Origin of the sequence: Achromobacter aloeverae (assembly GCF_004121055.1) — a bacterium.
GTDB lineage: Bacteria > Pseudomonadota > Gammaproteobacteria > Burkholderiales > Burkholderiaceae_B > Bordetella_C > Bordetella_C aloeverae.
On record NZ_PYAL01000007.1, the window covers coordinates 14,731 to 40,814 of the forward strand.

The following is a 26,084-nucleotide window of genomic DNA, read 5'->3' on the forward strand; positions in this document are numbered from 1 at the left end:
CGCCGTAATAGTCCTTGTTAATTGTTCTTTTGGATGTTTCCACCGCAATCCTCCGAAAACCAGGGCTCGAACCTGCCCGTGGGAAATGCCCGGTTGAGCATGCCCCTCTCACAACCCATGTGAGCCTGGAACGGAGAATAAGGAGGGAAGCTGCTAATCCGCTTTCTTTATGCTGTCTAGACCCTGAATCACAGGGTTATCCCTTAAGAGGGGAATCCATAATATGGCGCAAAGGCCAACCCCGCCCTGGGCGTTGGGCTCGCCATCCCGCAGCAGGATGTCGCCGCCGTTGCGCCGCGCATAGGCGCGCGCGATGGCCAGTCCCAGCCCCGATCCGCTGGAGGCGCGCTGTCCGGTGTCGGCGCCCGCGCGATCGAAACGTTCGAACGCGCGCGCGCGTAGCGCGGGCTCCAGGCCGGGTCCGTTGTCGGCCACGCGCACCTCGATACGGTCCCCGGCACGGACCACCGAAACCGTGATCTGCGCGCCGGGCGGCGCGTAGTTGACGGCGTTGTGGACCAGGTTGGAAAGGGCTTCATGCAGTTCGACCTCGCTGCCGGCCACCGCCGTGGCGGCTGTCAGACAGCTTTCGTCACTTTCTGCACCAATCTCGTCGCCTTTGAAATCCTCCGGCACGCCGTCCCAACCGAGATCCTGCTGCTTCTCGTGGGCCAGCGGCAGGTATTGCAAGACGACATCCCGTGCCAGGGCGTTGATGTCGAGGATATTATGCTGTGTTACTTCACCCTGGCTGGCATGGGCCAGTTGAAGCAGTTGCTCGGTCAAGCGCCGGCTACGCCCCAGCTGGGCGATGATGCCGCGCAGCCCCTCGCGTATGCCCTCGGGGTCGCGTTCCCGCAAGGCGTATTGGGCCTGGGTCAGCATGATGGCCAGGGGCGTGCGCAACTGGTGCGAAGCATCGTCCAGGAACTGCGTCTGTTCCTGGAGCATGCGCCGGTGCCGTTCTATATGGTGATTGACGGCCTCGACCAGGGGCGCGACCTCCGAAGGCACGCCGCTGGCATCCAGCGGCGTCTGGTCGTCGGGCGGACGGGCGCGGATGTCGCTGCGCAAGCGGTTCAGTGGCCGCAGCGCCCACGCCACGCCCCACCAGACCATCAGCACCACCAGCGTCAGCATGCGGGTGTCGCGCAGGAACTCCTGGCGCTGCGCCGCGCGTTCGGCCTCGATCCGCTTGCTGGTGCTTTCGCCGATCAGGACCAGCACCTGGCGATGAACGCCGTGGTAGTAAAGATCGCGCACGATGGCCACCAGGCGCACCGGATCGTCACGATATACGCCGTCGTAGAACACCGGCATGCCGTTGCTGCGGGGCCAGTTGGCCGGCCGCGGCAAATCGGGCATGCCCAGGAGAGTGCGACCGGCGGACTCCGGCGCGGCCTGCCCGTCGGGCAGGGGCGGGTCGATTTCCTCGATGCGGTAATACTTGCGCAAGCCCGCCCGGGATTCCAGCATGACCTGGGCGTAAAGAGGCGTCGCCACCTGCAACGCGCCGTCGGCCGTGAATTCGATGCTGCTTTCGAGGACGCGGGCTGGCTCCAGCAAGGCGCTGTCGTAGGCGTCGTTGGTGATTTCGGAAAGCGTCTGGTAGTCGTTCCAGCTGTCTATGACCAGCAAGGCGACCACACCCGGCAGCAGCAGCATGAAGAGCAGCGTGCGTATGCCCAGGCGCGGGCGCAGCAGCCGCAACCGGGCCGCGCGGGCGCTAGGCGGGCGAGCCATCGCGCCGCGCCCGGATGCCCGGCCTGCCAGGAACGGCCACGAACTAGGCCTCGGCCGATTCGCTGGTGCTGGCCACGCTCTCCAGCATGTAGCCCAGCCCGCGCACCGTCACGATGCGGATGTCGCTGCCGGCCAGCTTCTTGCGCAGCCGGTGCAACACCACTTCGATGGCGTCCGGATTGGCTTCGCTGTCGTGGTTGAACACCTTGCCGAACAATTGCGACTTGTCCACGGGATAGCCGCTGCGGGTCAGCAGCGCCGCCAGGGCGGCATGCTCGCGCGGGGTCAGGAACAACAGGGACCCGTCCAGCGTGAAGGCACGGCTTTCGCTGTCGTAGGCCAGCGACCCGCATTGCAGGCGCGGATGCTGGCGGCCGCGACTGCGCCGCACGAGCGCGGTCAGCCGCGCTTCCAGTTCTTCCAGGGCGAAGGGCTTGGTCAGGAAATCATCCGCGCCCAGGTTCAGGCCCCGCACGCGGTCCTGCAAGGCCCCCTGCGCCGTCAGCAGCAGCACGGGAGTACGGTCGTCGCGGTTGCGCATTTCGCGCAAGACCACCAGCCCGTGCTTGTCGGGCAGGCGCAGGTCCATCACGATGGCGTCGTACTCGGTACCGGCCATGAAAGCCTCGGCCGTGCGCGCGTCCGCCGCGTGATCGGGCACGAAACCACTCTGAGCCAGGGCGCGCACCAGCCACGATGCCATATCCCTTTCATCTTCAACCAGCAATATGCGCATGCCCGTCGGCTCCTCCGCCCGAGTTTTCGCTGGCCCGTTGCCCGTGCACACGCTGGCGCAGGTAACGGGTTTCATGGTGACGCCGGAACAGAATCGTCGACAGCTCGTTCAAGGCCTGGGTATAGACCTCGCGCTTGAACTCGATGACTGCGTCCAGCGGCACCCAGTACTGGCTCCAGCGCCAAGCGTCGAATTCCGGGTGCTGCGTCGCCCTCAGGCAGACATCGCTGTCGCGCCCGATCAGACGTAGCAGAAACCAGATTTGCTTCTGCCCTTTGTAATGGCCACGCCATTCGCGGCGGACGAAATGGTCCGGTACGTTGTAGCGCAGCCAATCGCGTGTACGCCCCAATATGCGGACATGCTCGGGATTCAACCCTACTTCCTCATGGAGCTCGCGGTACATGGCCTGTACGGGACTCTCCCCGTACTTGATGCCACCTTGCGGGAACTGCCAGGCATGTTCCCGGATCCGCTTACCCCAAAAGACCTCGTTTTTGCTATTTACGAGAATGATGCCGACATTGGGACGGTAGCCTTCGCGGTCCAGCATGGGCCACCCCCAGCAAATTCAATACAATTACGCCTGATTATACGTACCTGCCGCCACCTGGAAACCATGCGCGCCTCCAACTATCACATCAATACCCTCAAAGAGGCCCCGGCCGAAGCCGAAGTCGTCAGCCACCAGCTCATGACTCGTGCGGGAATGATCCGCAAGCTTGCCGGCGGCATCTATACGTACATGCCCTTGGGTCTGCGCGTCATCCGCAAGATCGAGAACATCGTCCGCCAGGAAATGAACGCCGCCGGGGCCATCGAGCTGCTGATGCCGGTGGTGCAGCCGGCCGAGCTCTGGCAGGAATCCGGCCGCTGGGTGCAATACGGCCCCGAATTGCTGCGCATCAAGGACCGCCATGACCGGGATTTCGTCCTGCAGCCCACTTCCGAGGAAGTGATCACCGATATCGCCCGCAACGAAATCCACAGCTGGCGCCAGTTGCCCGTGAATTTCTATCACATCCAGACCAAGTTCCGGGACGAACGTCGCCCCCGCTTCGGCCTGATGCGCGGCCGCGAATTCACCATGAAGGACGCCTACTCCTTCGACCGCGACGAAGCCGGCGCCCTCGCCAGCTACGACATCATGTACGGCGCGTACATGAAGATCTTCACCCGCCTGGGCCTGGAATTCCGCGCCGTGGCGGCCGACACGGGGTCCATCGGCGGCACGCGCAGCCACGAGTTCCAGGTCATCGCGGAGACAGGCGAGGACCTGATCGTCTACAACCCCGACAGCCAGTACGCCGCCAATATCGAATTGGCCGAATCCGGCCCGCTGATCGCCGAGCGCGCCGCGCCTGGCCGCGACCTGGAAGCGGTGGCCACGCCCGGCGCGGCCAAGTGCGAGGACGTCGCCGCCTTCCTGAAGATCCCGCTGGAAACCACGGTGAAGTCCATCGTGCTGGCCACCGAGCCGGCGGAAGGTCCGGCCCGGATCTGGCTGCTGCTGCTGCGCGGCGACCACACGCTGAACGAAATCAAGGCCGCCAAGGTGCCTGGGCTGAAGCAAGGCTTCCGCTTCGCCACGGAAGCCGAGATCGTCGAGCATTTCGGGTGCAAACCCGGCTATCTTGGCCCCATCAAGACGGTAAAACCCGTCCATGTGGTGGTGGACTCGACCGTGGCCATGATGCATGACATCGTTTGCGGCGCCAACCGCGAGGACTTCCACTACGTGGGCCTGAACTGGGGCCGCGACCTGCCGGAACCCGAGGCGGTCGCCGACCTGCGCAACGTCGTCGCCGGCGACCCCGCCCCCGACGGCAAGGGCACCCTGGCCATCCAGCGCGGGATCGAGGTCGGCCACGTGTTCTTCCTGGGCACCAAGTACTCCGAAGCGCTGAAAGCCACCTTCCTGGACGAGTCCGGCAAGCCGGCCACGATCCAGATGGGCTGCTATGGCATCGGCGTGACGCGCATCGCCGCCGCGGCGATCGAGCAAAATCACGACGACAAGGGTATTATCTGGCCCCGCCCCATCGCCCCCTTTGAAGTGGTGATCTGCCCTGTGGGATGGGGGAAAAGTGAAACTGTTCGTAACACCGCGAATGATCTCTACGAAGCGCTGCGCGAGCGCGGCATCGACGTCCTGCTCGATGACCGCGACGCCCGCCCGGGTGTCATGTTCGCCGAATGGGAGTTGATCGGCGTGCCCTTGCGCGTAACAGTTGGAGAGCGCGGCCTCAAGGACGGCGTGCTGGAATTGCAGGCCCGGCGCGAGTCCGAAGCGACCAAGGTAGGCTTGGACGAAGCGCTGGATCAGGTATTGGCCAAGCTGGACACCCTTTGAATTCCTTTTCCGCACAGGTTTCGACGCTGGTCATCCGTGTCTACTACGAAGATACGGATGCCGGCGGAATCGTCTTCTACGCCAACTACCTAAAATTCATGGAGCGCGGGCGAACGGAATGGCTACGTACCCTCGGGTACGACCAATCCCGCATGCTCGCCGACACCGGGCGGCTCTTCGTGGTGGCGGGGCTGGACATGTCTTACCGCAAGCCGGGGCGACTGGACGATCTCCTTACTGTTGAAACCTGTGTCACACGACTGGGACGAGCTTCGATACACTTCGCGCAGCGAGTGCTCCGTGAGGGGGAACTGCTGGCCGAAGGGAACATCCAAGTGGGTTGCGTGGATGCCACCCGCTTGAGACCCGCGGAACTTCCCAAGGACCTCCGCGCCACACTGGAATCTATTCAGGGATAAAAATGCAAGTCTCCAACGACATGTCGTTGATTACGCTGATCGGCCACGCCAGCGTGCCGGTCCAGTTGATCATGCTGCTGCTTCTGGGCATTTCCATCATGTCCTGGACGTATATCTTCGCCAAACTGATCGCCATCAAGCGGGCGCATCAGCAGACGCGCCGCTTCGAAGACGATTTCTGGTCGGGCGGAGACCTGTCCATGCTGCAACAGGCCGTCGCCAGCCGCCGCGCCGAACAGGGCGCGCTGGCCCGCATCTTCGACGCCGGCATGACCGAGTTCCTCAAGGCCCGCCGCGGCAGCGCCAGCGCCGAAGCGCTGCTGGACGGCCCGCGCCGCGCCATGCGCGCCGCCTACCAGCGCGAAATGGACGCGCTGGAATCGCACCTGAACTTCCTGGCGTCCGCCGGCTCGGTCAGCCCCTACATCGGCCTGCTCGGCACGGTGTGGGGCATCATGCACGCCTTCATCGGCCTGTCCAACATGCAGCAGGCCACGCTGGCCTCGGTGGCGCCCGGTATCGCGGAAGCGCTGATCGCCACGGCCATCGGCCTGTTCGCCGCCATCCCCGCGGTGGTTGCCTACAACCGCTATACCAATGACATCGACCGCATCTCGATCCGCTTCGACAGCTTTGTCGATGAATTCCTGAACATTCTGCAACGGCAGGTGCGCTGATGGGATCGATGCGTTCGGGCGGCCGCGCCGGCCGCCGCATGAAATCCGACATCAATGTGGTGCCCTACATCGATGTGATGCTGGTGCTGCTGGTGATCTTCATGGTCACCGCGCCCTTGATCACGCCCGGATTGATCAACCTGCCGTCGGTGGGCGCGGCCTCCGATGTGCCGGTCAAGCCGCTGGAGGTGCAGATTTCGTCCAACGGTGAAATCGCCCTGCGCATGCGTGAACCGGGCGCCAATCCGGAGACCATTGCACGCGCCGAGCTGGTCGCCCAGGTGCGCCAGCGCATTACCGCGGATACGCCCGTGGTGATCGCGGCCGACGGCAAGGTGCCCTACGAATCCGTGATGAAGGTGATGGACGAGCTGCGCGTGAATGGCGTGACGCGGCTGGGCCTGCTGGTCGACCAGCAGTCTTCGACGGGCGCCGCAGCCAGCGCCGCCGGCCAGCCGCAGGCGCAGCCGGCCAGGCGCCGCTAAGGCGGCCAGCCCGCCAGCCCCGCCCCGTCGAACTCCCACCGCAATATTCATGACGCCTCCTCCGATCATCAAACACCAAAGCGGCCCGCCCGAGCGCCCGCCTGCCCAGGACAACTGGAAGGCGCTGGGGCTGGCTTTGCTGGCCCACTTGTTGTTGTTCCTGATACTGATCTTCGGCATCAATTGGCACACGGAGAACCCTGGGCCGGTGCAGGTGCAGTTGTGGGCCAAGGGCGACACGCCCGATGCCGCGCCGCCGCCGCCCCAGCCTCAACCCAAGCCGCAGCCCCAGCCCCAGCCGCAACCGGAAACCCCGCCGCCGCCGCCCAAGCCCGCGCCGCCTCCGCCGCCGCCCACGCCGACGCCGCAGGCGCAGCCCAAGGACGAACCCGATCCCGAGATCGCGCTGGAAGAGGCGCGCAAGAAGAAGGAGCAGGAAGAAAAGGATCGCCAGGCTGCCGAGGCCGCCAAGGAAAAGGCGCGCCTGGAGCAGGAGCGCAAGGAAGCGGCCGAGAAGGAAAAGGCCAAGCTGGAGCAGCAGCGCAAGGACGCCGAAAAGGCCGCCGCCGCGAAGGCTGCCGCCGACAAGGCCGCGGCGGACAAGGCTGCCGCCGAGAAAGCGGCCGCCGAGAAAGCGGCCGCCGAGAAAGCCGCCGCCGAAAAGGCGGCCGCTGACAAGGCCGCCGCGGAGAAGGCCGCGGCCGACAAGGCTGCTGCCGAGAAGAAGGCCAAGGACGACGCAGCCAAGAAGGCGGCTGCTGAAAAGGCGGCTGCTGAAAAAGCCGCCGCCGAAAAGGCGGCCGCGGACAAGGCTGCCGCCGAGAAAGCGGCTGCCGAAAAAGCCGCTGCCGCCAAGAAGGCCGCCGCCGACAAGGCCCTGCGCGACGCTTTCCGCAATGACGCCATGGGCGCTGCGGGTATACCAAACGGCACCGCCGACCGCAATCAGGCGGGTGGCGGACGCGACGATGGATATGGCGCCAAGGTCCGCGCCTGCATCCAGCCCGGCGTGGCCTATCCGACGCCGCCGCGCGCGGGTTCGCAGAATCCGACGGCCGAATACCGGGTACAGTTACGTTCGGATGGGAGCGTTTCGGGTCTGACCCTGACGCGCTCTTCGGGCAACACGGGTTTCGACCGCGCGGTCGAGACCGGGATCCGCCGCTGCAATCCGTTCCCCAAGCCTTCGACGGGACGGTACGAGCCGCTGATCGACGTAATTTATCGAATGTACGACTGAGAGGAGCTTGCTATTCATGAACCCCGTCTCTAGCCGACCTGCGCAATACACCGCGTTGCGGATGTATGCCCTGGGCCTGCTGCTGTTGCTGGCAGCCCTGTTCGCCGGGCGGCCGGCCCATGCGCAACTGCGCGTGGATATTTCCGGCACCGGCGCCACCCAATATCCCGTGGCCATCGCTGATTTCGCCGTGGACGACGCCCATGGCCGCGCCTTGGCCGAAGTCATCCGCGCCGACCTGAGCCGTACCGGCCAGTTCCGCCTGGTCAACGCCGCCGGCGCCGGCCTGAACGTCGACAGCCCGGTGGCGTACGACGACTGGCGCGGCAAGGGTGCCGACTTTCTTGCCTACGGCAGCATCCAGCGTGGCGCCGACGGCCGCTACGACGTGCGCTACCGCCTGGCCGACACGGTCAAGAAGGGCCAGCTCGACGGCGTGGCCTTCTCCGGCACCGAACAGGAACTGCGCCGCGTGGCGCACCAGATCGCCGACCGCATCTACGAAAAGATCACCGGCGTGCGCGGCGTGTTTTCCACCCGCATCGCCTACGTGCTGAAGCTGGGCAATACCTACGAGCTGCAGGTCGCCGACGCCGACGGCCAGAATCCGCAGGTGGCCCTGCGCTCGCGCGAGCCCATCATTTCGCCCGCCTGGTCGCCCGACGGCAGCCGCCTGGCCTACGTCAGCTTCGAATCCGGCAAGCCCGTGGTGTATATCCGCACCTTGTCGTCGGTCGCGCGCGTGCCGGTCGCCAACTACAAGGGCAACAACAGCGCGCCGGCCTGGTCGCCGGACGGCAGCATGCTGGCCGTGGCGCTGACCCGCGACGGCCTGTCCCAGATCTATGTCCTGAATGCCGACGGCTCGAACCTGCGCCGTATCACCCGCTCGCCGGGTATCGATACGGAGCCCACGTTCACGCCCGACGGCCGTTCCATCATCTTCACGAGTGACCGTAGCGGCGGCCCGCAGATCTACCAGGTAGGTCTGGACGGTGGCGAGCCGCGCCGCCTGACATTTAACGGCGGTTACAACATCTCACCCCGTATTTCCCCAGACGGTTCGACGCTCCTGTACGTTGCTAGACGCGACGGTGCGTTTCGCATCGCTTCGTTAAACCTGTCGTCCGGTACTGAAACTCTGCTGACTGATGGTCGTGATGATCAGTCGCCCAGTTTCGCGCCGAACGGAATGCAGGTACTCTACGCCGCCATCCAAGGCGGACGTAGTGTCCTTGCGGGGGTATCGAGCGATGGCCGCGTACGGCAGACGCTTTCGGTACTGAATGGGGAAATACGTGAACCAACTTGGGGCCCATTTACCCGATAACACGTGTGACTCTCTCTTCAAAGGAACTATCATGAAGTCGCGCATTGCCAAAAGCCTAACCATTGCCGCTCTGGCCGCCACCCTGGCAGCTTGCAGCTCCGTCCCTCTCGACGATAAAGCGGGTCAGGGCGCTGGCGCTGGCCAAGGCTCGTCCGCCAACACCGGCGAGATCCTTGATCCCTTCAACCCCCAAAGCATCCTGGCGCAACAGCGCTCGGTGTACTTTGACTTCGACAGCTACACGGTGTCGGACCAGTACCGCGGTCTCGTGGAAACCCACGCCCGCTACCTGGCTTCGCATCCGCAGCAGCGCGTGAAGATCGAAGGCAACACCGACGAACGTGGCGGCGCCGAGTACAACCTGGCCCTCGGCCAGCGCCGTGCGGATGCGGTTCGCCGCACGATGACGCTGCTGGGTGTCAGCGATCAGCAGATCGAAACCATCAGCTTCGGCAAGGAAAAGCCGAAGTCGACGGGTACGACCGAAGCCGATTTCGCGGAAAACCGCCGCGCGGACATCAACTATCTGCGTTAAGCTCAACGACGCCTGATATTTGATAGCCCCACAATGCGTCGGGACGGTCTGTCGGCCGCCCCGGCGCTTGTTTTTTGTCGCTCGGGATGGTGGCCCGCTACCAGCCTGGCGCATTGTGGGGTCCCCTTCTTTCCCAGGAATTTTTCATGAGCGATCGAGTATCCCCTTTGCGTCTCGTGGCCGCGGCCACCGGCCTGGCTTTTGCCGCCTTGTCCCTCCCCGCCCACGCATTCGCCGATGACGATGCGCGCAAGGCCATTCTTGATCTGCGCCAGCAACTCCAGCAACAAAACGAACAGAACGTGCGCGCCCGCCTGCAACTGGCGGACCAGATCCAGGCGCTGCAGACGCAACTCCAGCAATTGCAGAACCAGCTGGAGCTGGCCACGCGCCAGCCCGCCGGCGGCAACAGGCCCGCGGGCGGCGGCAATCCGGGCGATACCGGCAGCGCGACCGCCGCCGATGCGCAAGAACAATCCGCCTATGACGGCGCCATCGACCTGTACCGCAAAGGCCAGTACAAGGATGCCGCCGAATCGCTGACCGCCTTCACCGCGCTGTATCCGAATAGCGAACTGGTGCCGTCCGCGCAGTTCTACCTGGGCAGCAGCCGCTATGCGCAGAAGGACTTCAAGGGCGCCATCGAGCAGTTGAACAATATGGTGCAGAAGGCACCCGACAATGCCCGCGCGCCCGATGCCCTGCTGGTGGTCGCCGGCAGCCAGATCGAGCTGAACAACCGCGCCGGCGCCAAGGCGACGCTGCAGCGCATCGTGAAGGACTACCCCACTTCGCCGGCCGCCACCACGGCCAAGAGCCGCCTGCAGCTGCTGCAGTGACGCGCTGAGGCCGACAGCCGCCTGGGCCTAGGCCGCCGCCAATGCCACGTCCGCGACCGGTGCGCCGGTCATGGCCTGCAACTGCGCGGGCGTCATGGCGAACACGGCATTGGGATGACCGGCGGCCGCCCAGATGACGTCATAGCGAAACAGGTCCTGGTCCAGCAGGCAGACCGGCGCCACGCTATGCCCGATGGGGCAAACCCCGCCTATCGCATAACCGGTATTTTCCCGCACGAAGCGCGCGTCCGCCTTGGCCAGCGCACCCAACCGCCCGGCGACCTTGGCTTCGTCGACCCGGTTGACGCCGCTGGCGATCACCAGCACGGGCGCGTCGTCCTTGGCGCGGCGGAAGATGATGGACTTCGCGATCTGAGCGACTTCGCACCCCAGGCCGGCGGCGGCCTCGGCCGAGGTGCGGCCGGTGGCAGGCAGCAGCACGACATCGCGGTCGTGGCCCAATGATCGCAGGAGGTCGGCCACGCGCTGCGCCGAGGCCGGGAGGACGATGACGCCATGGGCGCCGGAATCTGTGGATGCAGGATCGGACATGGGAAGGGTCGATGATGGTCCCGCCCGCACGGGCGGGCGTATCGTAACGGGCCCACCGAGTGTATCAGTCCGATCCGGAGCGCTAGAATTCGGGGAACACGTCCTCGCGCGCCACCGTGGCGCCGCGCGATTCCGCCATTCCGCCGCCCGCCGTTCACGCTGCCCCGATGCGATCCGACTTCACGCCTGAAATCCTCCACGCCGATATCGGCAGTCATCCGCTGGCCTATGCGACGGCCGGCCAGGGGACGCCGCTGCTGTTCATACATGGCTCGCTGTGCGACCTGCGCTACTGGAAATACCAGATGCCGCCGTTGGCCCGCTGCTACCAGACCTATAGCGTCAGCCTGCGCCACCACTGGCCGGAACGGTGGAACGGCGACGGCGACGATTTCTCGCTGGAGCAGCACGTCGACGATATGGCGGCCTTCCTGGCACGCGTCGGGGGGGACCGCGCGGCGCATGTCGTGGGCCATTCCCGCGGCGGCCGCGTCGCCTTCGAACTGGCGCGGCGCCACCCCGCGCTGGTGCGCAGTCTGGTGCTGGCCGACCCCGGCCTGTCGATCAGCGACGAGGAAGACCGGCGCGGCGATTTCCGCATGCACGCGATGGAAGCCATCCGCGCGGGCGACGTGGAAGGCGGCCTGGCCCTCTTCATCGACACGGTGACCGGTCCCGATACCTGGCGGCGCATGGTCCCGTGGTTCAAGGACATGGTTGTCGACAATGCCAACACCTTGCTGGGCCAGGGCCGCGAACCCGGCTATCGGCTGAAGGAAAGCGCCGCGCGGACCATGGACAAGCCCGTGCTGCTCATAGGCGGCGCGCTCAGCCCGGCCCCCTATCCCGCCATCCTGGACATCCTGCAGAACCTGCTGCCCAACGTGCGCCGGGTCGACATTCCAGGCTCATCCCATGGCATGAACCTCGGCAACCCACGGGCCTTCAATCACGCCGTGCTGGACTTCCTGGCGGCCTGCGAACACGCAACGGCCTGCGCCTGAAACAGGGGCTGCGGGCCGCGCCAGGCACGATATTTGCTGATGGCGCGGCTTTTGCCGATACAGTAGGTAACGTGCAGTACTATCCGGGACATTTGGCCCCCCTCACCCTTCGTACTCCCGCAACCCATGCACACTGAAAGTAAAGACGATATGCCGATATTTATCGGCATCGCCGCCCTAAGTGCGTTGATTTTCGGTATAGACATCGTCACAGAGCTGGGCATCGCGGTATGGGTCTTCTACATCATCCCCGTCACGCTGAGTGTTTTCCAGCGCAATAAATACCTGCCCCTGGTCGTCGCCATCATCGAAATGGCGCTGATCATCGCCGGCATCTTCCTGCCGCTGAACAACGACATCCAGCTGCGCAACGTGATCAACCGCAGCTTCGGCGTCGTCACGATTTTCGCCACGGCCACGCTGGCGATGCAGGTGATCGCCGCCCGCATCAAGGCGCAGGCCATCGCCTGGTTGCAAGAGGGCAACGCGACCGTTTCCAAGGACCTTCTCGGAGAACAGGGCGTCGAGGACGTAGCGCGCAATGCGCTGTATGCGCTGGCCCGCTATGTCGACGCGCAACTGGGCGCCCTTCACCGCCTGGAGCGCGGCGCCCTGACCTGGATCGGCGGCTATGCCTGCGAACGCGTCGATGCGCCGGCCAGTGCAAGCCTGGCCCAGGAGGTCGCGTCGCACGGGGAGCCCTTGGTCGTGCGCGATCTGCCGGACAACTACGCCGCCGTGCGGTCCACGGTCGGCCAGGGCCAGCCGCGCACGCTGATCCTGGCGCCGGTACGCGCCGAAGGACGCATCCAGGGGGTGGTCGAGCTGGCCTTCCTGCGCCAGGGCGATTTCTCCCAGGTACTGACCCTGCTCGCCAGCGTGGGCGAGGACATCGGCGTGGCACTGCGTTCGGCCATGTACCGCGAACACCTGCGTGACCTGCTGGAAGAGACGCAGCGCCAGAGCGAGGAACTGCAAACCCAGCAAGAGGAATTGCGGGTGTCCAACGAGGAGCTGGAAGAACAGGGCCGCGCCCTGCGCGAGTCGCAGCAGCGCCTGGAGCAGCAGCAAACCGACCTGGTCCAGAGCAACACCCAGCTGGAAGAGCACACGGCGCGGCTGGAGCGACAGAAGCGCGACCTGCTCAAGGCCCAGCACGCGCTGGAAATCAATGCGCAGGAATTGCATCGCGCCAACCGCTACAAGTCGGAATTCCTGGCCAATATGTCGCACGAGCTGCGCACGCCGCTCAACAGCTCGCTGATCCTGTCTCAGATGCTGGCCGGCCCCAAGTCCGCCACCATGCCGGCCGAGGAGATCCAGCGCTATGCCCGCACCATCCACGCGTCGAACAGCGACCTGCTGTCGCTGATCAACGACATCCTGGACCTGTCGAAGATCGAGGCCGGCCACGTCGATATGGACACGGGCACGGTGTCGCTAAATGGCCTGCTGGGGTCCGTCCGCCAGATGTTCGATCCCATCGCCGCCAGCAAGAGCCTGGGCTTCCGCGTGGTAGTAGAGGAAAACGCACCGCCCACATTGGTCACCGACAGCGGCAAGCTGCAGCAGGTGCTGAAGAACCTGCTGGCCAATGCCTTCAAGTTCACCGAGCAGGGCGAGGTCACGCTGACGGTGGCGGACGCCGGAGAGGGTCGTGCGTCCTTCGCCGTCACCGATACCGGTATCGGCATCCCGGAGCATCAGCAGGCCGTGATTTTCGAGGCCTTCCGCCAGGCCGACGGCACCACCAGCCGCAAATACGGCGGCACCGGCCTGGGGCTGTCGATTTCGCGCGAACTGACCCGCCTGCTGGGCGGCGAGCTGCGCGTGCACAGTTCGCCCGGCAAGGGCAGCACCTTCACGGCCACCATCAGCACCAACCTGGACCAGGCGGTCATCGGCCAGTCTGTCCCTGGCGGCGTGAACGACGGCGCCGGCGCGGCGCCGCGCGACGCCGTGGCGGACCTGCTGCCTACGCCGGCCAGGCCGCCGGCGCGCGCCGACGGCGGCAATGCCGAGCACGCCCCTGCCGTCCCGGCGCCGCTCGCCGCGCGGGATATCGCCAGGAATGTCGACAATGACGCCGCCAATGACGCCGTCACGGCATCCCCGCCGCGCGGCGACGTCGACGGCCGCCACCATGATCGCCTGGTGCTGGTGATCGAGGACGACCAGCGCTTCGCCGACATCCTTTACGAAGTCGCGCACGAACAGGGTTTCGATTGCGTGCTAAGCGCCAATGGCGCCGACGCGCTGCGGCTGGCGCGCGAGCTGCGTCCCTCGGGCATCCTGCTGGACGTGGGCCTGCCGGACCAATCAGGGTTGAGCGTGCTGGACCAGATCAAGCACGATCCGGCGACGCGCCATATCCCCATCCATATGATCTCGGTGGCCGATCACATGCAGACCGCGCTGGAGCTGGGCGCGGTGGGCTACGCCATCAAGCCGGTGGCCCGCGAGGAACTGGTCGCGGCCTTCGCCAAGGTGGAGGAAAAACTGCAAACCCGCGCGCGCCGCATCCTGGTGGTGGAGGACGATGCCACGCTGCGCGAAAGCATCGCCCTGTTGCTGCGCGCCGACGACGTGGAGATCACCATGTGCGGCACCGCGGCGCAGGCGCTGGAACAGGTGGCGGCGCATACCTTCGACTGCATGGTGATGGATCTCATGCTGCCCGACGCATCGGGCTACGACCTGCTGGAAAAGATGGCGGGCGGCGGAAAATACGCCTTCCCGCCGGTCATCGTCTACACCGGCCGCGCGCTCACCCGCGACGAGGAGACCCGCCTGCGGCGCTATTCCCGCTCCATCATCATCAAGGGCGCCAGGTCGCCCGAGCGCCTGGTGGACGAAGTCACGCTGTTCCTGCACCGGGTCGAGGCCTCGCTGCCCCCGGACCAGCAGAAGCTGCTGCTGCAAGCCCGCCAGCGCGACGCGGTGTTCGAAGGCCGCCGCATCCTGCTGGTGGAAGACGACGTGCGCAATATCTTCGCGCTGTCCAGCGTGCTGGAGCCGCTGGGCGCGCAGATCATCGTCACGCGCAATGGCCGCGAGGCGCTGGACTTCCTGGCACGCGACAGCGCCGTGGACGTGGTGCTGATGGACCTGATGATGCCGGAAATGGATGGCCTGACCGCGACCCGCGAAATCCGCAAGCAGCCGGCCCTGCGCGACCTTCCCATCATCGCCCTGACGGCCAAGGCCATGGTGGACGACCGCAAGAACTGCCTGGACGCCGGCGCCAACGACTATATCGCCAAGCCCATCGACATCGACAAGCTGGTGTCGCTGTGCCGCGTGTGGATGCCCAAGTAAACCGGCGCACCGCCATGGATGCCATTTTCGATATCGAACTCAAACTGCTGCTGGAGGGCGTGTACCTGCGCTACCAGCACGACTTCCGCGGTTATGCCGTGTCGTCGATGCGTCGCCGCGTGCAGCAGGCCATGGACCACTTCGGCTGCGCCACGATCTCCCAGTTGCAGGAGAAGGTGCTGCACCAGCCGGCGGTATTCGCCCAGATGCTGCAATTCTTCACGGTGCAGGTCAGCGAGATGTTCCGCGACCCCTCGTATTTCCGCGCCTTGCGCGAGACGGTGGTGCCGGTGCTCAAGACCTATCCGTCCGTCAAGGTATGGGTGGCGGGCTGCAGCAGCGGCGAGGAGGTCTGGTCACTGGCCATCCTGCTGCGCGAAGAGGACCTGTTGTCGCGCACGCTCATCTACGCCACCGATATCAATCCGGACGCCCTGCGCACGGCGGAAGCGGGCATCTATCCACTGGACCGCATCGCCCAGTTCAGCAAGAACTACCGCGCGGCGGGCGGCACGGGATCGCTGTCCGACTATTACACGTCCAATCTGCACGATGCCCGCTTCGACCGCAGCCTGCGCGAGCATGTGGTCTTCGCCGATCACAGCCTGGCCACGGACACCGTATTCTCGGAGGTGCACCTCATTTCCTGCCGCAACGTCCTGATCTATTTCAACCGCGAGTTGCAGAACCGGGCCACGGCCCTGTTCCACGAAGCGCTGGTGCGGCGCGGCTTCCTGGGCCTGGGCGCCAAGGAAAGCCTGCGCTACACCGAACAGTCGGCGCAATTCCTGGAACTGGATCGCGACGAAAGAATCTACCAGCGCATATGAACCCGCCCCGGCCCTCTCCATCCCCCGCTGCGGCTCGTCCCCGCGTCGAACTGGTCGCCATCGGCGCCTCCGCCGGCGGCGTCGAGGTGCTGAGCACCCTGCTGGGCGCCCTGCCGGCCGGCTTCCCGGCGGCGCTGGCCATCGTGCTGCACATCCCGCCGGACCGCGACAGCCTGCTGACGTCGCTGTTCGCGCCGCGCTGCGCCCTGCCCGTGCAGGAGGTCGAGGACAAGGCCCCCATCGAGCCGGGCACGGTCTATTTCGCCGCGCCCGATTACCATATGCTGGTCGAACCGGATCGCAGCTTCGCGCTGTCGCAGGACGAGGCGGTGAATTTCTCCCGGCCCTCCATCGATCTGCTGTTTGAATCCGCCGCCGTCGCCTATCGCGAGCAACTGCTTGCCATCATCCTGACGGGCGGCAGCGCCGACGGCGCCGATGGCTTGCAAACCGTGCGCCAGATGGGCGGCCGCGCGTGGGTGCAGGATCCTGCCAGCGCCGACGCCCCCGCGATGCCGTCATTCGCCATCGAGCGGGCCGGCGCCGATCTGGTAACCGGGCCGGCGGCGCTCGCGCGCAGCCTGGCCGCGCTGACTCATTCCATGCTGCCTGAATCAAGGGACCGTTAACCGTGACCGAAAACATCAATATATTGGTCGTCGACGATATCGCGCAGAACCTCGTCGCTTTCGAGGCGCTATTGAGCCGGCCAGGCATCACGGTGCTGAAGGCCAATTCCGGCGTCCAGGCGCTGGAGCTCTTGCTGGCCAACGAGGTCGCCCTGGCCCTGGTCGACGTGCAGATGCCCCGGATGAACGGCTTCGAACTGGCCGAACTGCTGCGCGGCAGCGACCGCACGCGCACCGTGCCGCTGATTTTCCTTACCGCCGCCACGCACGAGCGCGAAGCCCATTTCCGCGGCTACGAGGCGGGCGCGGTGGATTTCCTGTACAAGCCCATCGACACCAAGGTCCTGCTCAGCAAGGTCAACGTCTTCGTCGAGCTTTATACGCAGCGCAAGCAACTGGGCCGCCAGTTGGAGGAATTGCGCCAGGCGCTGACGTTGAACGAGATGTTTACCGCCGTGCTGGGCCACGACCTGCGCACGCCCCTGTCCGCCATCCTGCACGGCGCGGAACTGATGCTGCGCACCAGCGATGACCCCAAGGTCGCGACCAACGCCCGGCGCATCCAGTTCAGCGCCGGGCGCATGGCCAAGATGGTGGACCAGCTGCTGGACGTGGCGCGTATCCGCTCCAACGGGCTGGTGCTGGAGCCGGCCCAGATCGACTACCGTGACGCCTGCCAGTCCATCATCGACGAGATCGCCGATCCCCGGCAACGCGCGCGAATCGAACTCTCCGCACGCGGCGATACGGCTGGCAAGGTCGATGTCGACCGGTTTTCGCAGGTGCTGTCCAACCTGATCGGCAATGCCCTGCAACACGGTACGGAAGATGCGCCGGTATCGGTGGATATCGATGGTGGCCAGCCCGGCCACATCACCGTGCGCGTGCGCAACGGCGGCGTGATTCCGCCCGGGCAGCTACCGCATCTGTTCCAGGCTTTCCAGGCCAGCATGGAAAGCCGGGTATCGCGCAATGGCCTGGGCCTGGGGCTCTATATCGTCAAGAAGTTCGTCGACGCGCACGGCGGCACCGTGCGGGCCGCTTCCGCCCCGGATACCGGGACGGTGTTCGAAATCATCATGCCCCGCGCTGCCGGCGCCGGAACGCTCCGGCCAGACGCCTGAGCCCCAGCCACTGCTGCGCGAAGAAGCCGCGGCCGTAGTCGCGGCCACCGCCCTCCGGCAACTGGTCGGCGATGCCCGTGGCGCCGTAGTTGCCCTTGAAGCATGCGGTGCGGAACAGGATGTCCCAGATAGGGAACAGCACGGCGTAGTTGTTGCCGATGACCTTGCCGGTAGGCGTGGTTTCATAGGCGATGGCGTGATGTTCCCGATGGAACTTGGGACCGACCAGCAGGCGCTGGCCGATCTTGCCGAAGCTCACGCGCAGATTGGCGTGCGACAGGCTTTCGACCAGCTGGGTGATGGCCACGATGGCCACGAACTGGGCCGGCGGCACGCCGATCAACTGCGAGATCACCACGATAGCGGTGTCGTGCAGCAAATCGTCGAGCAGATGGTTGCGGTTGTCGCTCCACATCGTCATCTGCCGCGTGCTGTGATGCACGGCATGCAGCTGCCACATCCATTCGACGTTGTGCTGGGCGCGGTGGTACACGTACTCCACCAAGTCGAAGATCAGCAGGTACACCACCAGGCTTACCAGGGCATTGTCGGTGACGCCCGGCCACAGGTTGTCCAGTTGCAGCGCCGACAGGCCCCATACATGGAGCTGGCCGAACACGCTGTCCCAGAGCGGATCGATGGTGAAGAACAGCGCCACGCGGAAAAGGCCTAGACGGTGGATGAGCGTGTACAGCACGTCGAGCCGGATTTCCTTGCGGTCCAGCACCTTTTCCACCGGCCGCCAGCGTTGCAGCGGGCCGATCAGGCAGACCAGCACGATGATCTGCGCGACGCCCGCCAACAGCCACAAGGTACCGTCGTAGGCGTCTTCCAGCGCGCCGGCGAAGCCCAGCTGATACAGCACCGGCTGTATCAGGGTCTCGAACAACCAGGCCTGCGCCATGCCGATAAAATGATTGATGGTGTCCATGCGATGAAAAGCTCTGGGTCCTGGGTATTAATTCCGGGGCGTCGGCGCCGCCACCCACTGGCGGTATTGCGGATGCTGGGCCAGGGTCTGGAAACAGAAGCCCCTGGCCTGCAAACCGGCCACCAGCGGTTCCAGCACCGCCGGCGCCCACGGGTCCTGGCGCGACCAGATGCCCAGGTGGGCCAGCAGGATGTCGCCAGGACGGATGTTTTCCAGCGCGCTTTGCAGCAGGCGCTGGTTGGGATACTTGTCGCTGGGCAATTCATCGCCCAGGAAGCCGTTGGGCGACCAGCCGACGTGATGGTAGCCGCAAGCGAGCGCGGCCTTCAGCAGCGCGGGCGATACGTGGCCGCCCGGCGCGCGAAACAGCGGCGCCATGGTGGCGCCCGTCATCTCGTGAAAACGCCGGGCCGAGGCCTTGATGGCATCGCAATACTGCGCCGCGGTGAACACTTCCTTCTTGCCGGCGTTGGGGCCGGCGCTGGGTCGCACCAGGAACTTGCCCTCGGGCAGGTCCTTGAGCCAATAGACGTGGTCGTAGGTATGCGAACCGAAGACGTCGCCGTCGGCGACGCGCGCCTTCCACCAGGGCGCCCATTGTTCGTCGAGCGACGACCCGTTGGTCAGCGTGCGCTCGTTGGCCAGGAAGAACGTGGCCCGGATGTGGTGCTTCTCCAGGACCTGCGCCACCAGCGGCGCCACGCCCATGTGTCCCGTGTCGAACGTCATGTAGACCGGCTTGGCGCACGTCGCCGGCGCGGCGCTGGCCGCCTGGCAGGCGGCCGCGCCCAGGAGGACGGCGGCGTAGGCCTTATTGCATCGAAACATGATCCAAGGTCCACACGCCATGCGGCGAGCGTCCCACACTGGTCTGGTGGGCCACGGACTTCTTCTCGAGGTCGATCACCGTCAGCTTGCGGATCCAGCGCGACGTCACCAGCAGCGTCTTGCCGCCTGCCAGCACGTCCATGCAGTCCGGGCCACCCGGCGCGGGATATTCGTCGGTCACCTTCAAGGCCTGCATATCGATGCGGCTGATGGTGTTGGCGGCGCGATTGCTGACGAAGATGTGGCGGCCGTCGCCCTGCGTGCGGAAGGCGTGGGCGCCGTTGTTGGTCTTGATGCGGGTGATGAGCTTGGCCGGCGACTGGGTGATGTCGTAGGCCTCGACATAGCTGTCGCCGGTCAGCGCCACCAGCATCACCTTGTCCCCGGGAACGATGTAGACGTCGGCCGGGGTCTTGCCGACCGGCAGGATCCACTTCACTTTTTGCGTGGCCAGGTCGATGGCATAGACCTCGTCGCTGTCCTGCATCGACACGTAGGTGGTCGTGCTCTTGCTGTCGATGCCGATATGGCTGGGGGTCTTGCCGGTGTTGACGCGTTTGAGCAGCTTGAGGTCGAAGCCCGTCGCCTGCGGCACGTATTCGTAGATGTCGACGTGGTTCAGGCGGTTGGCGGCCGTCACGAAGTACTTCATGTTCGGCGAGAAACGCAGCTGGTACGGATCGACGATGCCGGTCAGCGTGCGCTGCACCTGGGCGGTGCGCGGATCGATCAGGGTCAGGGTATCGCTGGTCGCGTTGGCGACGATCAGGGACTTCTGGTCCGGCGACAAGTACAGGTGGTGCGGCTCCTTGCCGGTGGGAATGCGGCGCAGCTCTTTGTAGGTGCCCGGTTCGAGCACGCTGACCGACGCGTCCAGGGAGTTCAGGACAAAGATGGGGTCGGACTGGGCGGCGCGCGCGGGGACGGTGTAAGCCAGGCTGGCGGCCAGGAGCGTGCCGGCAAGAGCACTAACAGCGGAAGGCAGGAGCTTCAAAGCGTGTCTCGTTAATAAGCGGAAAGTAAGCAAAGCAAATTTTGACATGATGGCGCGTGCCGGCCACGGCAAATTCTCTCGGCGCGCCCGTCGTTGCGGCGCAGCAACAGCCGCGGTCCCCCGGCGTGCGCTGAGATTCTACGAGAGTCTTCCGGCTTTTGCCGCAGGCACGTAAAACCTTTACAAATCATTGATCTATGTCAATTGCTTGAGCCATCGCTTCAAGTCGATCGGGGGACAGGAAGACCGTGTGCCGGATAAACCCGGCCGACCGGCTAAGATGGCGGGCGCCAGGGACGGAGAGGACCACCCTCCGTTTCGGGGCGCCGCGCTTTTTTCTGCAACTTTCGGAGTTTTCATGACCCCCAGCCCCGCGGCCGACCCTGCCACCTTGCATTGGGTCGAGGATGGGCAGGAACGGCACGCCGCCTGGCGATCGGAGAACGGCAGCCCGCCGCCGCGCCGCGTGGTCGTCGCCGATGACACCATGACCGCCGACGCCGCCTACCGCCTGGTGAACGAAGGAACCGCCCTGCTCTGGCGCGGCGACTTCCAGAATGCGCGGCAACTGATGCAGGCGCTGGCGCGCCGGCTGGACAGGAAAAAGGCCGGTGCAAAGCCAACAGCGGGCATGGCGGCCAACAGGAAGGCGGCCGCTTCCGGCCAGGACGCCACGGCAGGCCTGGCAGGTTCGCCGGCAGCGCCGGCCGATCCGCTGGACAGCTACCCCCATGCGTTTCACCTGCACCGCCAGGCAAAGGCCCAGCGCGCGCGCCTGCTGGGCATGATCCTGCTGCCCTTCGAACCCGGCCATGTCCTGCCGCTGCGGCGGGCGCCCGACGTCCGGGATGCCTGCACGCAGGCCCACGGACCGGCCGGGGAATCCTATGTGGCGTCGCTGCGCGAGTTGCTGGGCCTGATCGGCGCCTGGCAGTGGCGCGAGCAAGGCGTGCCGGTGGCGGCCCTGGGCGGCGCACGCATCCACCCCTGGTATGGCGTGTATTCACCGGTGCGCGGCGAATACCTGGACCTGGTGGCACGGGCGCCCTTGCCGGCCGACACAGGCCTGGCCTACGACATCGGCACCGGCACCGGCGTGATCGCCGCCGTGCTGGCGCGCCGTGGCGTGGCGCGGGTGGTGGCGACGGACCAGGACGCGCGCGCGCTGGCTTGCGCCGCCGACAACCTGGCGCGCCTGGGCTACGCGGACCGCGTACAGCTCGAACAGGCGGATCTCTTTCCCGCCGGCCGCGCGTCCCTGGTGGTCTGCAATCCGCCCTGGGTGCCGGCCAAGCCCAGCGCCCCCATCGAATATGCGGTCTACGACCCCGACAGCCGCATGCTGCGCGGTTTCCTGGACGGCCTGGCGGCGCACCTGGCGCCCGGCGGCGAGGGCTGGCTGATCATTTCAGACCTGGCCGAGCACCTGCGCCTGCGCCGCCGCGAAACGCTGCTGGAATGGATAGCCGCCGCGGGCCTGGAGGTCGCCGGCCGGCTGGACGCACGGCCGCGCCACGGCAAGGCGCGGGACGCGGAAGATGCCTTGCATGCGGCGCGGTCGCGCGAAGTGACGTCGCTGTGGCGCTTGCGCGCCGCCGCCCCGTCAGCCTAGCGTGAAATTGACCACGGCCAGCGCCGCCACGATGGAGACGCCGAAAATGGTGGCGCCGACCGCGCGGCGCTTGTTCAGGCCGACCCACAGCAGCACCCCGGTCAGCGACAGCAGGATCATGGCGCCGGCGATGGTATCCGCGATCAGGACCCAGGCCACGCCGACCCCGTTGGCGCGGTGCAGGTTTTCCAGGATGCCCATGATGCCCGGCTCGACGCGCCGCACATTGACCTGGCTTGCGCCCACCCAATATTCGGCCTGCGCCATGTAGTTGGGCGCACGGAAATTGAGCTGCCAGCGTTCGGGCTGGACCGCGCTCTGGTCGCCCCATGCCACGGGGCGGGACTTCTCGCGCTGCACGCGCTCGGCCGGCCGCGGCAATTTCAATTCCTGCTGCAACCAGGCGTCGAGCTGCGCGGGATTCTCCGGCGCGGGCGACGGCAGGTTCAGGTGCAGCGTCGTCACCTGCTGGCTGCCCGCCTCTATCTTCATCACGGCCCGGTGGTTCTGGAAAAAACCGGTAAGGCCGAACATGAGGCCCAGGAGCGCGCCCCAAAGGCCGATCCAGCTATGCGTCTTGCGCAGCCATTTGAGGAAGAGGCCGCGACGGCCCTGGACAGCAGGGGCGGACGACTTGCGCAACACGGGCTCGGCGGCCAGCGGCGCGACAGTGGAATCTTTCATGAAAAACGCTAGGGGGAAGGTAGCCAAGGCATGATGATATTGCATATCAACCTCATTTACCGTGCCAATGCCTACCACCGCGCCAGAAAACAACGCGCCATGAAGTACCGGCCTATCGATCAACGCGTCATTCACCTGCGCCGCGCGATCCAGCGGGGCGGCGGCGAGCGGAGGATCGCTACGCTCGCGCCCGTCCCCGACACTGCAGTGCAACAAGCCACGGCGCCGGAAATTTGTCAGAATCCACTCTCACGCCCGGACCCGGGCTCGCTCACAGGGGAAGCACCCTCGCATGACCACGCATACCGGCGCATTGCAGGACCGCTACGCACTTCGTGGCGGGGCCCGGCCCTAGCATGAACACGCTCCCCATCATGATTGCCGGCGCGGCCTGCGCCGGATTCCTGCAAGGCTTGACCGGTTTCGGTTTCAGCATGGTGTCGCTTTCTTTCTGGGCCTGGGTGCTGGACCCGCTCCTGGCGGCCACATTGGCCGTGTTCGGCGGCTGGGTGGGGCAGATGCTGGCCGCCTTCGCGGTCCCGCGCAAGGCCAACTGGCGCAGCGTCCTGCCTTTCGTGCTCGGCGGCCTGGCGGGAGTGCCGCTGGGGTTGCGCGTGCTGTCGCACCTGGATCCCTTGCTGTTCAAGGCCTTCCTGGGGATCCTGCTGGCCGTGTGGTGTCCCATCATGCTGCTGGCACCCAGCTTGCCGCGACTGTCGGTGGGCGGCCGTGGCGCCGATGGCTGTGTCGGCATCGTCGGCGGCGCCATGGGCGCCATGGGCGGCTTTTCCGGCGTCATTCCCACCTTGTGGTGCACGCTGCGGGGCTTCGACCGGGATACCCAGCGCGGCGTCATCCAGAACTTCAACCTCACCATGCTGACGGTGACCCTGGCCACCTACTGCGCCACCGGCGTGATAACGCGCGACATGCTGCCCAATTTCGCCATGGTCGCGCCCATCGTGCTGGTGACGTCGCTACTGGGCGGACGGGTCTACGTCGGCGTCAGCGACGCGACCTTCCGCCGCATGGTCCTGGGCACGCTGACCGCGTCCGGCATCGCGATGCTGGTCGCGTCCCTGCCCAAGCTGCTTTGATGGAGCCTGCCATGACACAGATATCGCCCAACGCCGCCCGGCCTGCCGCCGGGACGACGCGGTAACCCAACCGATTACCCCTATATCCGCCCGCGCCAGGCGCGCGGCACCAAACCGAGGAGAACATACCGTGGCACAACCCTTTGATCCGAGCGTCGCCGCCGGCCTGCTGGTACAGGCCGGCCGAGAGGGGCGACAACTGACCGAATTACCCGCCGATGCGCGGCCCGGCACCCTGGAGCAAGGCTATGCCGTCCAGGCCGCCTACGCCGACGCGCTGGGCGAGACGCCCAAGGGCTGGAAGCTGGGCGTGGGCAGCGTGGCCGCCATGGCGGCCGGCAACCTGGAACGCCCCCTGGTGGGCCGCCTGTTCTCGCAACGCTTCCATCCGCCGGGCTCGACCGTGCAATTGCCCTGCGCGGCGCCCGTCACGGTGGAGTTCGAGATCGCTTTCGTGCTGGGCCGAGATATCGCGCCGGGCACGGCGCCCGCCGACGCCATGCGCGCGGTGGCTTCGACGCACGTGGCCTTCGAACTGGTGCAGTCTCGCTTCGTCGACCGCCGCGCGGTGGGTTGGCCCAGCTTCGTCGGCGATAACGTGGGTTTTGGCGCGCACATCCTGGGCGAGCGCATCGACCCCGCGCACATCGGCCGCGTGGTGAAGACCGTGGAAGAACAGGTCGATGGCCTCACCGTGGGCCGCGGCCTGAGCGGCGACGATGGGATCGATCCGGTGCAGGCGCTGCGTTTCCTGTTCGAGCACGCCAGCTATCACGGCATCACGCTCAAGCGCGACGATGTCGTGACGACCGGCGCCGTCGCCAAGCCCTTCGATGTCGGCCCTGGCAGCGCGGACGTCGCGGCCCTTTACCTGGGCGGCGCGCTGGCGGTACGCGTGACGACGCCGCAGGGCTGATCCGCCGCCCCGCACCCATGCGGGGCCACGTCTGTCAGCCCGCCGCAAGGTTGCCGGCGGATACCCATGTAACGGCTCCTTGGTGTACCGTACGGCAGAGTTGCCCCGCGACAGGCGGGGCGCGCGGCGCGCCAAGGAGGACATCGCACATGAAGCCCGGCATTCTCGCTATCGACATCGGTGGCACCGGCCTGAAGGCCACCGTCATCGATGACCATGGTCATATGCGAGCCGAGCGTGTGCGCATTCCCACGCCCCATCCCTGCCCGCCGGCCCTGCTGCTGGAAAAACTGCGCGAGATGGCGGCGCCGCTGCCGGACTACGACCGCATCGCCATCGGTTTTCCCGGCGTCGTGCGCAATGGCCATGTCTACACGGCCGCCCACCTGGATAGCCCGGAATGGATAGGCTACGACCTTGCGGGCGCGGTCTCCCGGACCCTGGGCGGCAAGCCCGTCAAGCTGCTCAATGATGCCGACCTGCAAGGCCTGGCGTTGATTTCCGGCCATGGCCTGGAGCTGGTGATGACGCTGGGCACCGGCGTCGGCACGGGCCTGTACCGCGACGGCGAACTGATGCCGCACATGGAAATCGCCCATCATCCCATCCATAAGAACAGGACTTACGACGAATACCTGGGCGAGGCCGAACGCAAGAAAATCGGACGCAAGCGCTGGAACCGAAGGCTGGCGCGCGCGCTGGAGCTGATGAATATCCTGCTGCGACCGGACCGCATCTACCTGGGCGGCGGCAATTCCGCGCGCGTGGACCTGAAGCTGGACAAGCATGTGTTGATCGGCTCGAACGATGCCGGACTGGAAGGCGGCGCCTTCGTGTGGAAGTCGGACCAGCGGGGCAAGACGGGCACGACGGCGGCGGTGGCGGGAAAAGTGGTATTGAAGAAAGCGGCATCGAAGGGAGCGGTAACGAAGAAGACGGCGCCGACGAAGCGGGCATCGAAGACGCAGGCAGTGAAGAAGCAGGCACCGAGGAAATCGACCGCAAGGAAATCGACGGCAAGGAAAACCTCCGCCAGGTAGCGGGCCAGCGCCGGAAGGCGCCGGCGCAGCGGTCGCCGGCACACGGCTTGCTGTCTCGTGCGGTTCACGTCGCTGCAATGACGTGCGATTCAACTAGCCGGGTTGCGGCCTATCCAGCGCGGCGCGCCCCGCCGGCCGCCGTCCTTCCTCCGCGGTGACCGCAGCGCG

25 protein-coding genes are annotated in these 26,084 nt (G+C 65.9%); 17 read left to right on the forward strand and 8 right to left on the reverse strand.

The genetic code is table 11. The annotated features are described in order from the left end of the window. Window positions 1-153 precede the first annotated feature (153 nt). From C7R54_RS21520 to C7R54_RS21530, 3 genes are read right to left on the reverse strand one after another with little or no spacing between them, the layout of a single operon-like run. On the reverse strand, window positions 154-1,743 hold the full coding sequence (locus C7R54_RS21520) for a sensor histidine kinase (protein ID WP_240039649.1): 1,590 nt from the start codon (window positions 1,741-1,743) through the stop codon (window positions 154-156). Between the two features lie 43 nt (window positions 1,744-1,786). Further along, window positions 1,787-2,479 (reverse strand): response regulator, encoded by a 693-nt coding sequence (locus tag C7R54_RS21525; protein WP_129152497.1) that lies wholly within the window; start codon window positions 2,477-2,479, stop codon window positions 1,787-1,789. Further along, window positions 2,460-3,032 carry an RNA pyrophosphohydrolase gene (locus C7R54_RS21530; RefSeq protein ID WP_094851832.1) on the reverse strand — a complete coding sequence of 191 codons (573 nt, stop codon included), beginning with the start codon at window positions 3,030-3,032 and terminating at the stop codon, window positions 2,460-2,462. The genes C7R54_RS21525 and C7R54_RS21530 overlap by 20 nt, the downstream gene beginning before the upstream one ends. A 66-nt stretch (window positions 3,033-3,098) precedes the next feature. Here C7R54_RS21530 and C7R54_RS21535 point away from each other — a divergent pair, with 66 nt between their 5' ends. The 8 genes from C7R54_RS21535 to ybgF all read left to right on the forward strand — a co-directional run bounded on the left by C7R54_RS21535 (window position 3,099) and on the right by ybgF (window position 10,357). Further along, the gene (locus tag C7R54_RS21535) at window positions 3,099-4,832 is read left to right on the forward strand and encodes a proline--tRNA ligase (RefSeq protein ID WP_129152498.1); all 1,734 of its coding nucleotides are present in this window, start codon (window positions 3,099-3,101) and stop codon (window positions 4,830-4,832) included. Continuing rightward, window positions 4,829-5,251, forward strand: a complete 423-nt coding sequence (ybgC, locus tag C7R54_RS21540; protein WP_129152499.1) for a tol-pal system-associated acyl-CoA thioesterase — start codon at window positions 4,829-4,831, stop codon at window positions 5,249-5,251. Before C7R54_RS21535 ends, ybgC begins: the two co-directional genes overlap by 4 nt. A 2-nt stretch (window positions 5,252-5,253) precedes the next feature. Continuing rightward, the gene (gene tolQ, locus C7R54_RS21545; RefSeq protein ID WP_129152500.1) at window positions 5,254-5,928 is read left to right on the forward strand and encodes a protein TolQ; all 675 of its coding nucleotides are present in this window, start codon (window positions 5,254-5,256) and stop codon (window positions 5,926-5,928) included. Beyond that, entirely contained in the window at window positions 5,928-6,413 is a 486-nt protein-coding gene (gene tolR, locus C7R54_RS21550; protein WP_129152501.1) for a protein TolR, read from the forward strand. Before tolQ ends, tolR begins: the two co-directional genes overlap by 1 nt. Window positions 6,414-6,462: 49 nt before the next feature. After that, window positions 6,463-7,653, forward strand: a complete 1,191-nt coding sequence (tolA, locus tag C7R54_RS21555; protein ID WP_129152502.1) for a cell envelope integrity protein TolA — start codon at window positions 6,463-6,465, stop codon at window positions 7,651-7,653. Window positions 7,654-7,669: 16 nt separating this feature from the next. Then, window positions 7,670-8,983: a Tol-Pal system beta propeller repeat protein TolB gene (gene tolB / locus C7R54_RS21560; protein WP_129152503.1), complete on the forward strand. Its 1,314-nt coding sequence runs from the start codon at window positions 7,670-7,672 to the stop codon at window positions 8,981-8,983. Between the two features lie 31 nt (window positions 8,984-9,014). Then, window positions 9,015-9,518 (forward strand): peptidoglycan-associated lipoprotein Pal, encoded by a 504-nt coding sequence (gene pal, locus C7R54_RS21565; RefSeq protein ID WP_129152504.1) that lies wholly within the window; start codon window positions 9,015-9,017, stop codon window positions 9,516-9,518. Window positions 9,519-9,664: 146 nt separating this feature from the next. Next, window positions 9,665-10,357 (forward strand): tol-pal system protein YbgF, encoded by a 693-nt coding sequence (ybgF, locus tag C7R54_RS21570; protein ID WP_129152505.1) that lies wholly within the window; start codon window positions 9,665-9,667, stop codon window positions 10,355-10,357. Between the two features lie 27 nt (window positions 10,358-10,384). Here the strand turns inward: ybgF and C7R54_RS21575 are convergent, their stop codons facing one another. Then, the gene (locus tag C7R54_RS21575) at window positions 10,385-10,909 is read right to left on the reverse strand and encodes a YbaK/EbsC family protein (RefSeq protein ID WP_129152506.1); all 525 of its coding nucleotides are present in this window, start codon (window positions 10,907-10,909) and stop codon (window positions 10,385-10,387) included. Window positions 10,910-11,076: 167 nt separating this feature from the next. On the opposite strand from C7R54_RS21575, the gene C7R54_RS21580 reads away from it, so the two are divergent. The 5 genes from C7R54_RS21580 (at window position 11,077) to C7R54_RS21600 (ending at window position 17,814) form a co-directional block, all read left to right on the forward strand. Continuing rightward, window positions 11,077-11,913: an alpha/beta fold hydrolase gene (locus C7R54_RS21580; RefSeq protein ID WP_129152507.1), complete on the forward strand. Its 837-nt coding sequence runs from the start codon at window positions 11,077-11,079 to the stop codon at window positions 11,911-11,913. Between the two features lie 150 nt (window positions 11,914-12,063). After that, the gene (locus C7R54_RS21585) at window positions 12,064-15,231 is read left to right on the forward strand and encodes a response regulator (RefSeq protein ID WP_240039650.1); all 3,168 of its coding nucleotides are present in this window, start codon (window positions 12,064-12,066) and stop codon (window positions 15,229-15,231) included. Between the two features lie 14 nt (window positions 15,232-15,245). Continuing rightward, complete coding sequence (locus C7R54_RS21590; protein ID WP_129152509.1) at window positions 15,246-16,061, forward strand: CheR family methyltransferase; 816 nt, start codon at window positions 15,246-15,248, stop codon at window positions 16,059-16,061. Then, entirely contained in the window at window positions 16,058-16,690 is a 633-nt protein-coding gene (locus C7R54_RS21595; RefSeq protein WP_129152510.1) for a chemotaxis protein CheB, read from the forward strand. The genes C7R54_RS21590 and C7R54_RS21595 overlap by 4 nt, the downstream gene beginning before the upstream one ends. Window positions 16,691-16,692: 2 nt before the next feature. Next, on the forward strand, window positions 16,693-17,814 hold the full coding sequence (locus C7R54_RS21600; protein WP_129152511.1) for a hybrid sensor histidine kinase/response regulator: 1,122 nt from the start codon (window positions 16,693-16,695) through the stop codon (window positions 17,812-17,814). Here C7R54_RS21600 and C7R54_RS21605 read toward each other — a convergent pair. From C7R54_RS21605 to C7R54_RS21615, 3 genes are read right to left on the reverse strand one after another with little or no spacing between them, the layout of a single operon-like run. After that, entirely contained in the window at window positions 17,768-18,745 is a 978-nt protein-coding gene (locus tag C7R54_RS21605) for a sterol desaturase family protein (RefSeq protein ID WP_129152512.1), read from the reverse strand. The genes C7R54_RS21600 and C7R54_RS21605 overlap by 47 nt on opposite strands. Before the next feature lie 27 nt (window positions 18,746-18,772). Further along, window positions 18,773-19,573 carry a polysaccharide deacetylase family protein gene (locus C7R54_RS21610; RefSeq protein WP_240039651.1) on the reverse strand — a complete coding sequence of 267 codons (801 nt, stop codon included), beginning with the start codon at window positions 19,571-19,573 and terminating at the stop codon, window positions 18,773-18,775. After that, complete coding sequence (locus C7R54_RS21615) at window positions 19,557-20,567, reverse strand: YncE family protein (RefSeq protein ID WP_377813115.1); 1,011 nt, start codon at window positions 20,565-20,567, stop codon at window positions 19,557-19,559. Before C7R54_RS21615 ends, C7R54_RS21610 begins: the two co-directional genes overlap by 17 nt. Before the next feature lie 358 nt (window positions 20,568-20,925). On the opposite strand from C7R54_RS21615, the gene C7R54_RS21620 reads away from it, so the two are divergent. Then, on the forward strand, window positions 20,926-22,179 hold the full coding sequence (locus C7R54_RS21620; protein WP_129152514.1) for a methyltransferase: 1,254 nt from the start codon (window positions 20,926-20,928) through the stop codon (window positions 22,177-22,179). Here the strand turns inward: C7R54_RS21620 and C7R54_RS21625 are convergent. Further along, complete coding sequence (locus C7R54_RS21625) at window positions 22,171-22,863, reverse strand: PepSY-associated TM helix domain-containing protein (protein WP_129152515.1); 693 nt, start codon at window positions 22,861-22,863, stop codon at window positions 22,171-22,173. The two genes, C7R54_RS21620 and C7R54_RS21625, sit on opposite strands and share 9 nt — an antisense overlap. A gap of 356 nt (window positions 22,864-23,219) precedes the next feature. Here C7R54_RS21625 and C7R54_RS21630 point away from each other — a divergent pair, with 356 nt between their 5' ends. The 3 genes from C7R54_RS21630 (at window position 23,220) to C7R54_RS21640 (ending at window position 25,916) form a co-directional block, all read left to right on the forward strand. After that, the gene (locus C7R54_RS21630; protein ID WP_129152516.1) at window positions 23,220-23,960 is read left to right on the forward strand and encodes a sulfite exporter TauE/SafE family protein; all 741 of its coding nucleotides are present in this window, start codon (window positions 23,220-23,222) and stop codon (window positions 23,958-23,960) included. Between the two features lie 130 nt (window positions 23,961-24,090). Then, a complete protein-coding gene (locus tag C7R54_RS21635) occupies window positions 24,091-24,876 on the forward strand; it encodes a 2-keto-4-pentenoate hydratase (protein ID WP_129152517.1) in 786 nt (261 codons plus the stop codon). 149 nt (window positions 24,877-25,025) lie between these two features. Further along, on the forward strand, window positions 25,026-25,916 hold the full coding sequence (locus C7R54_RS21640) for an ROK family protein (protein ID WP_204524373.1): 891 nt from the start codon (window positions 25,026-25,028) through the stop codon (window positions 25,914-25,916). Window positions 25,917-26,084: the final 168 nt, after the last annotated feature.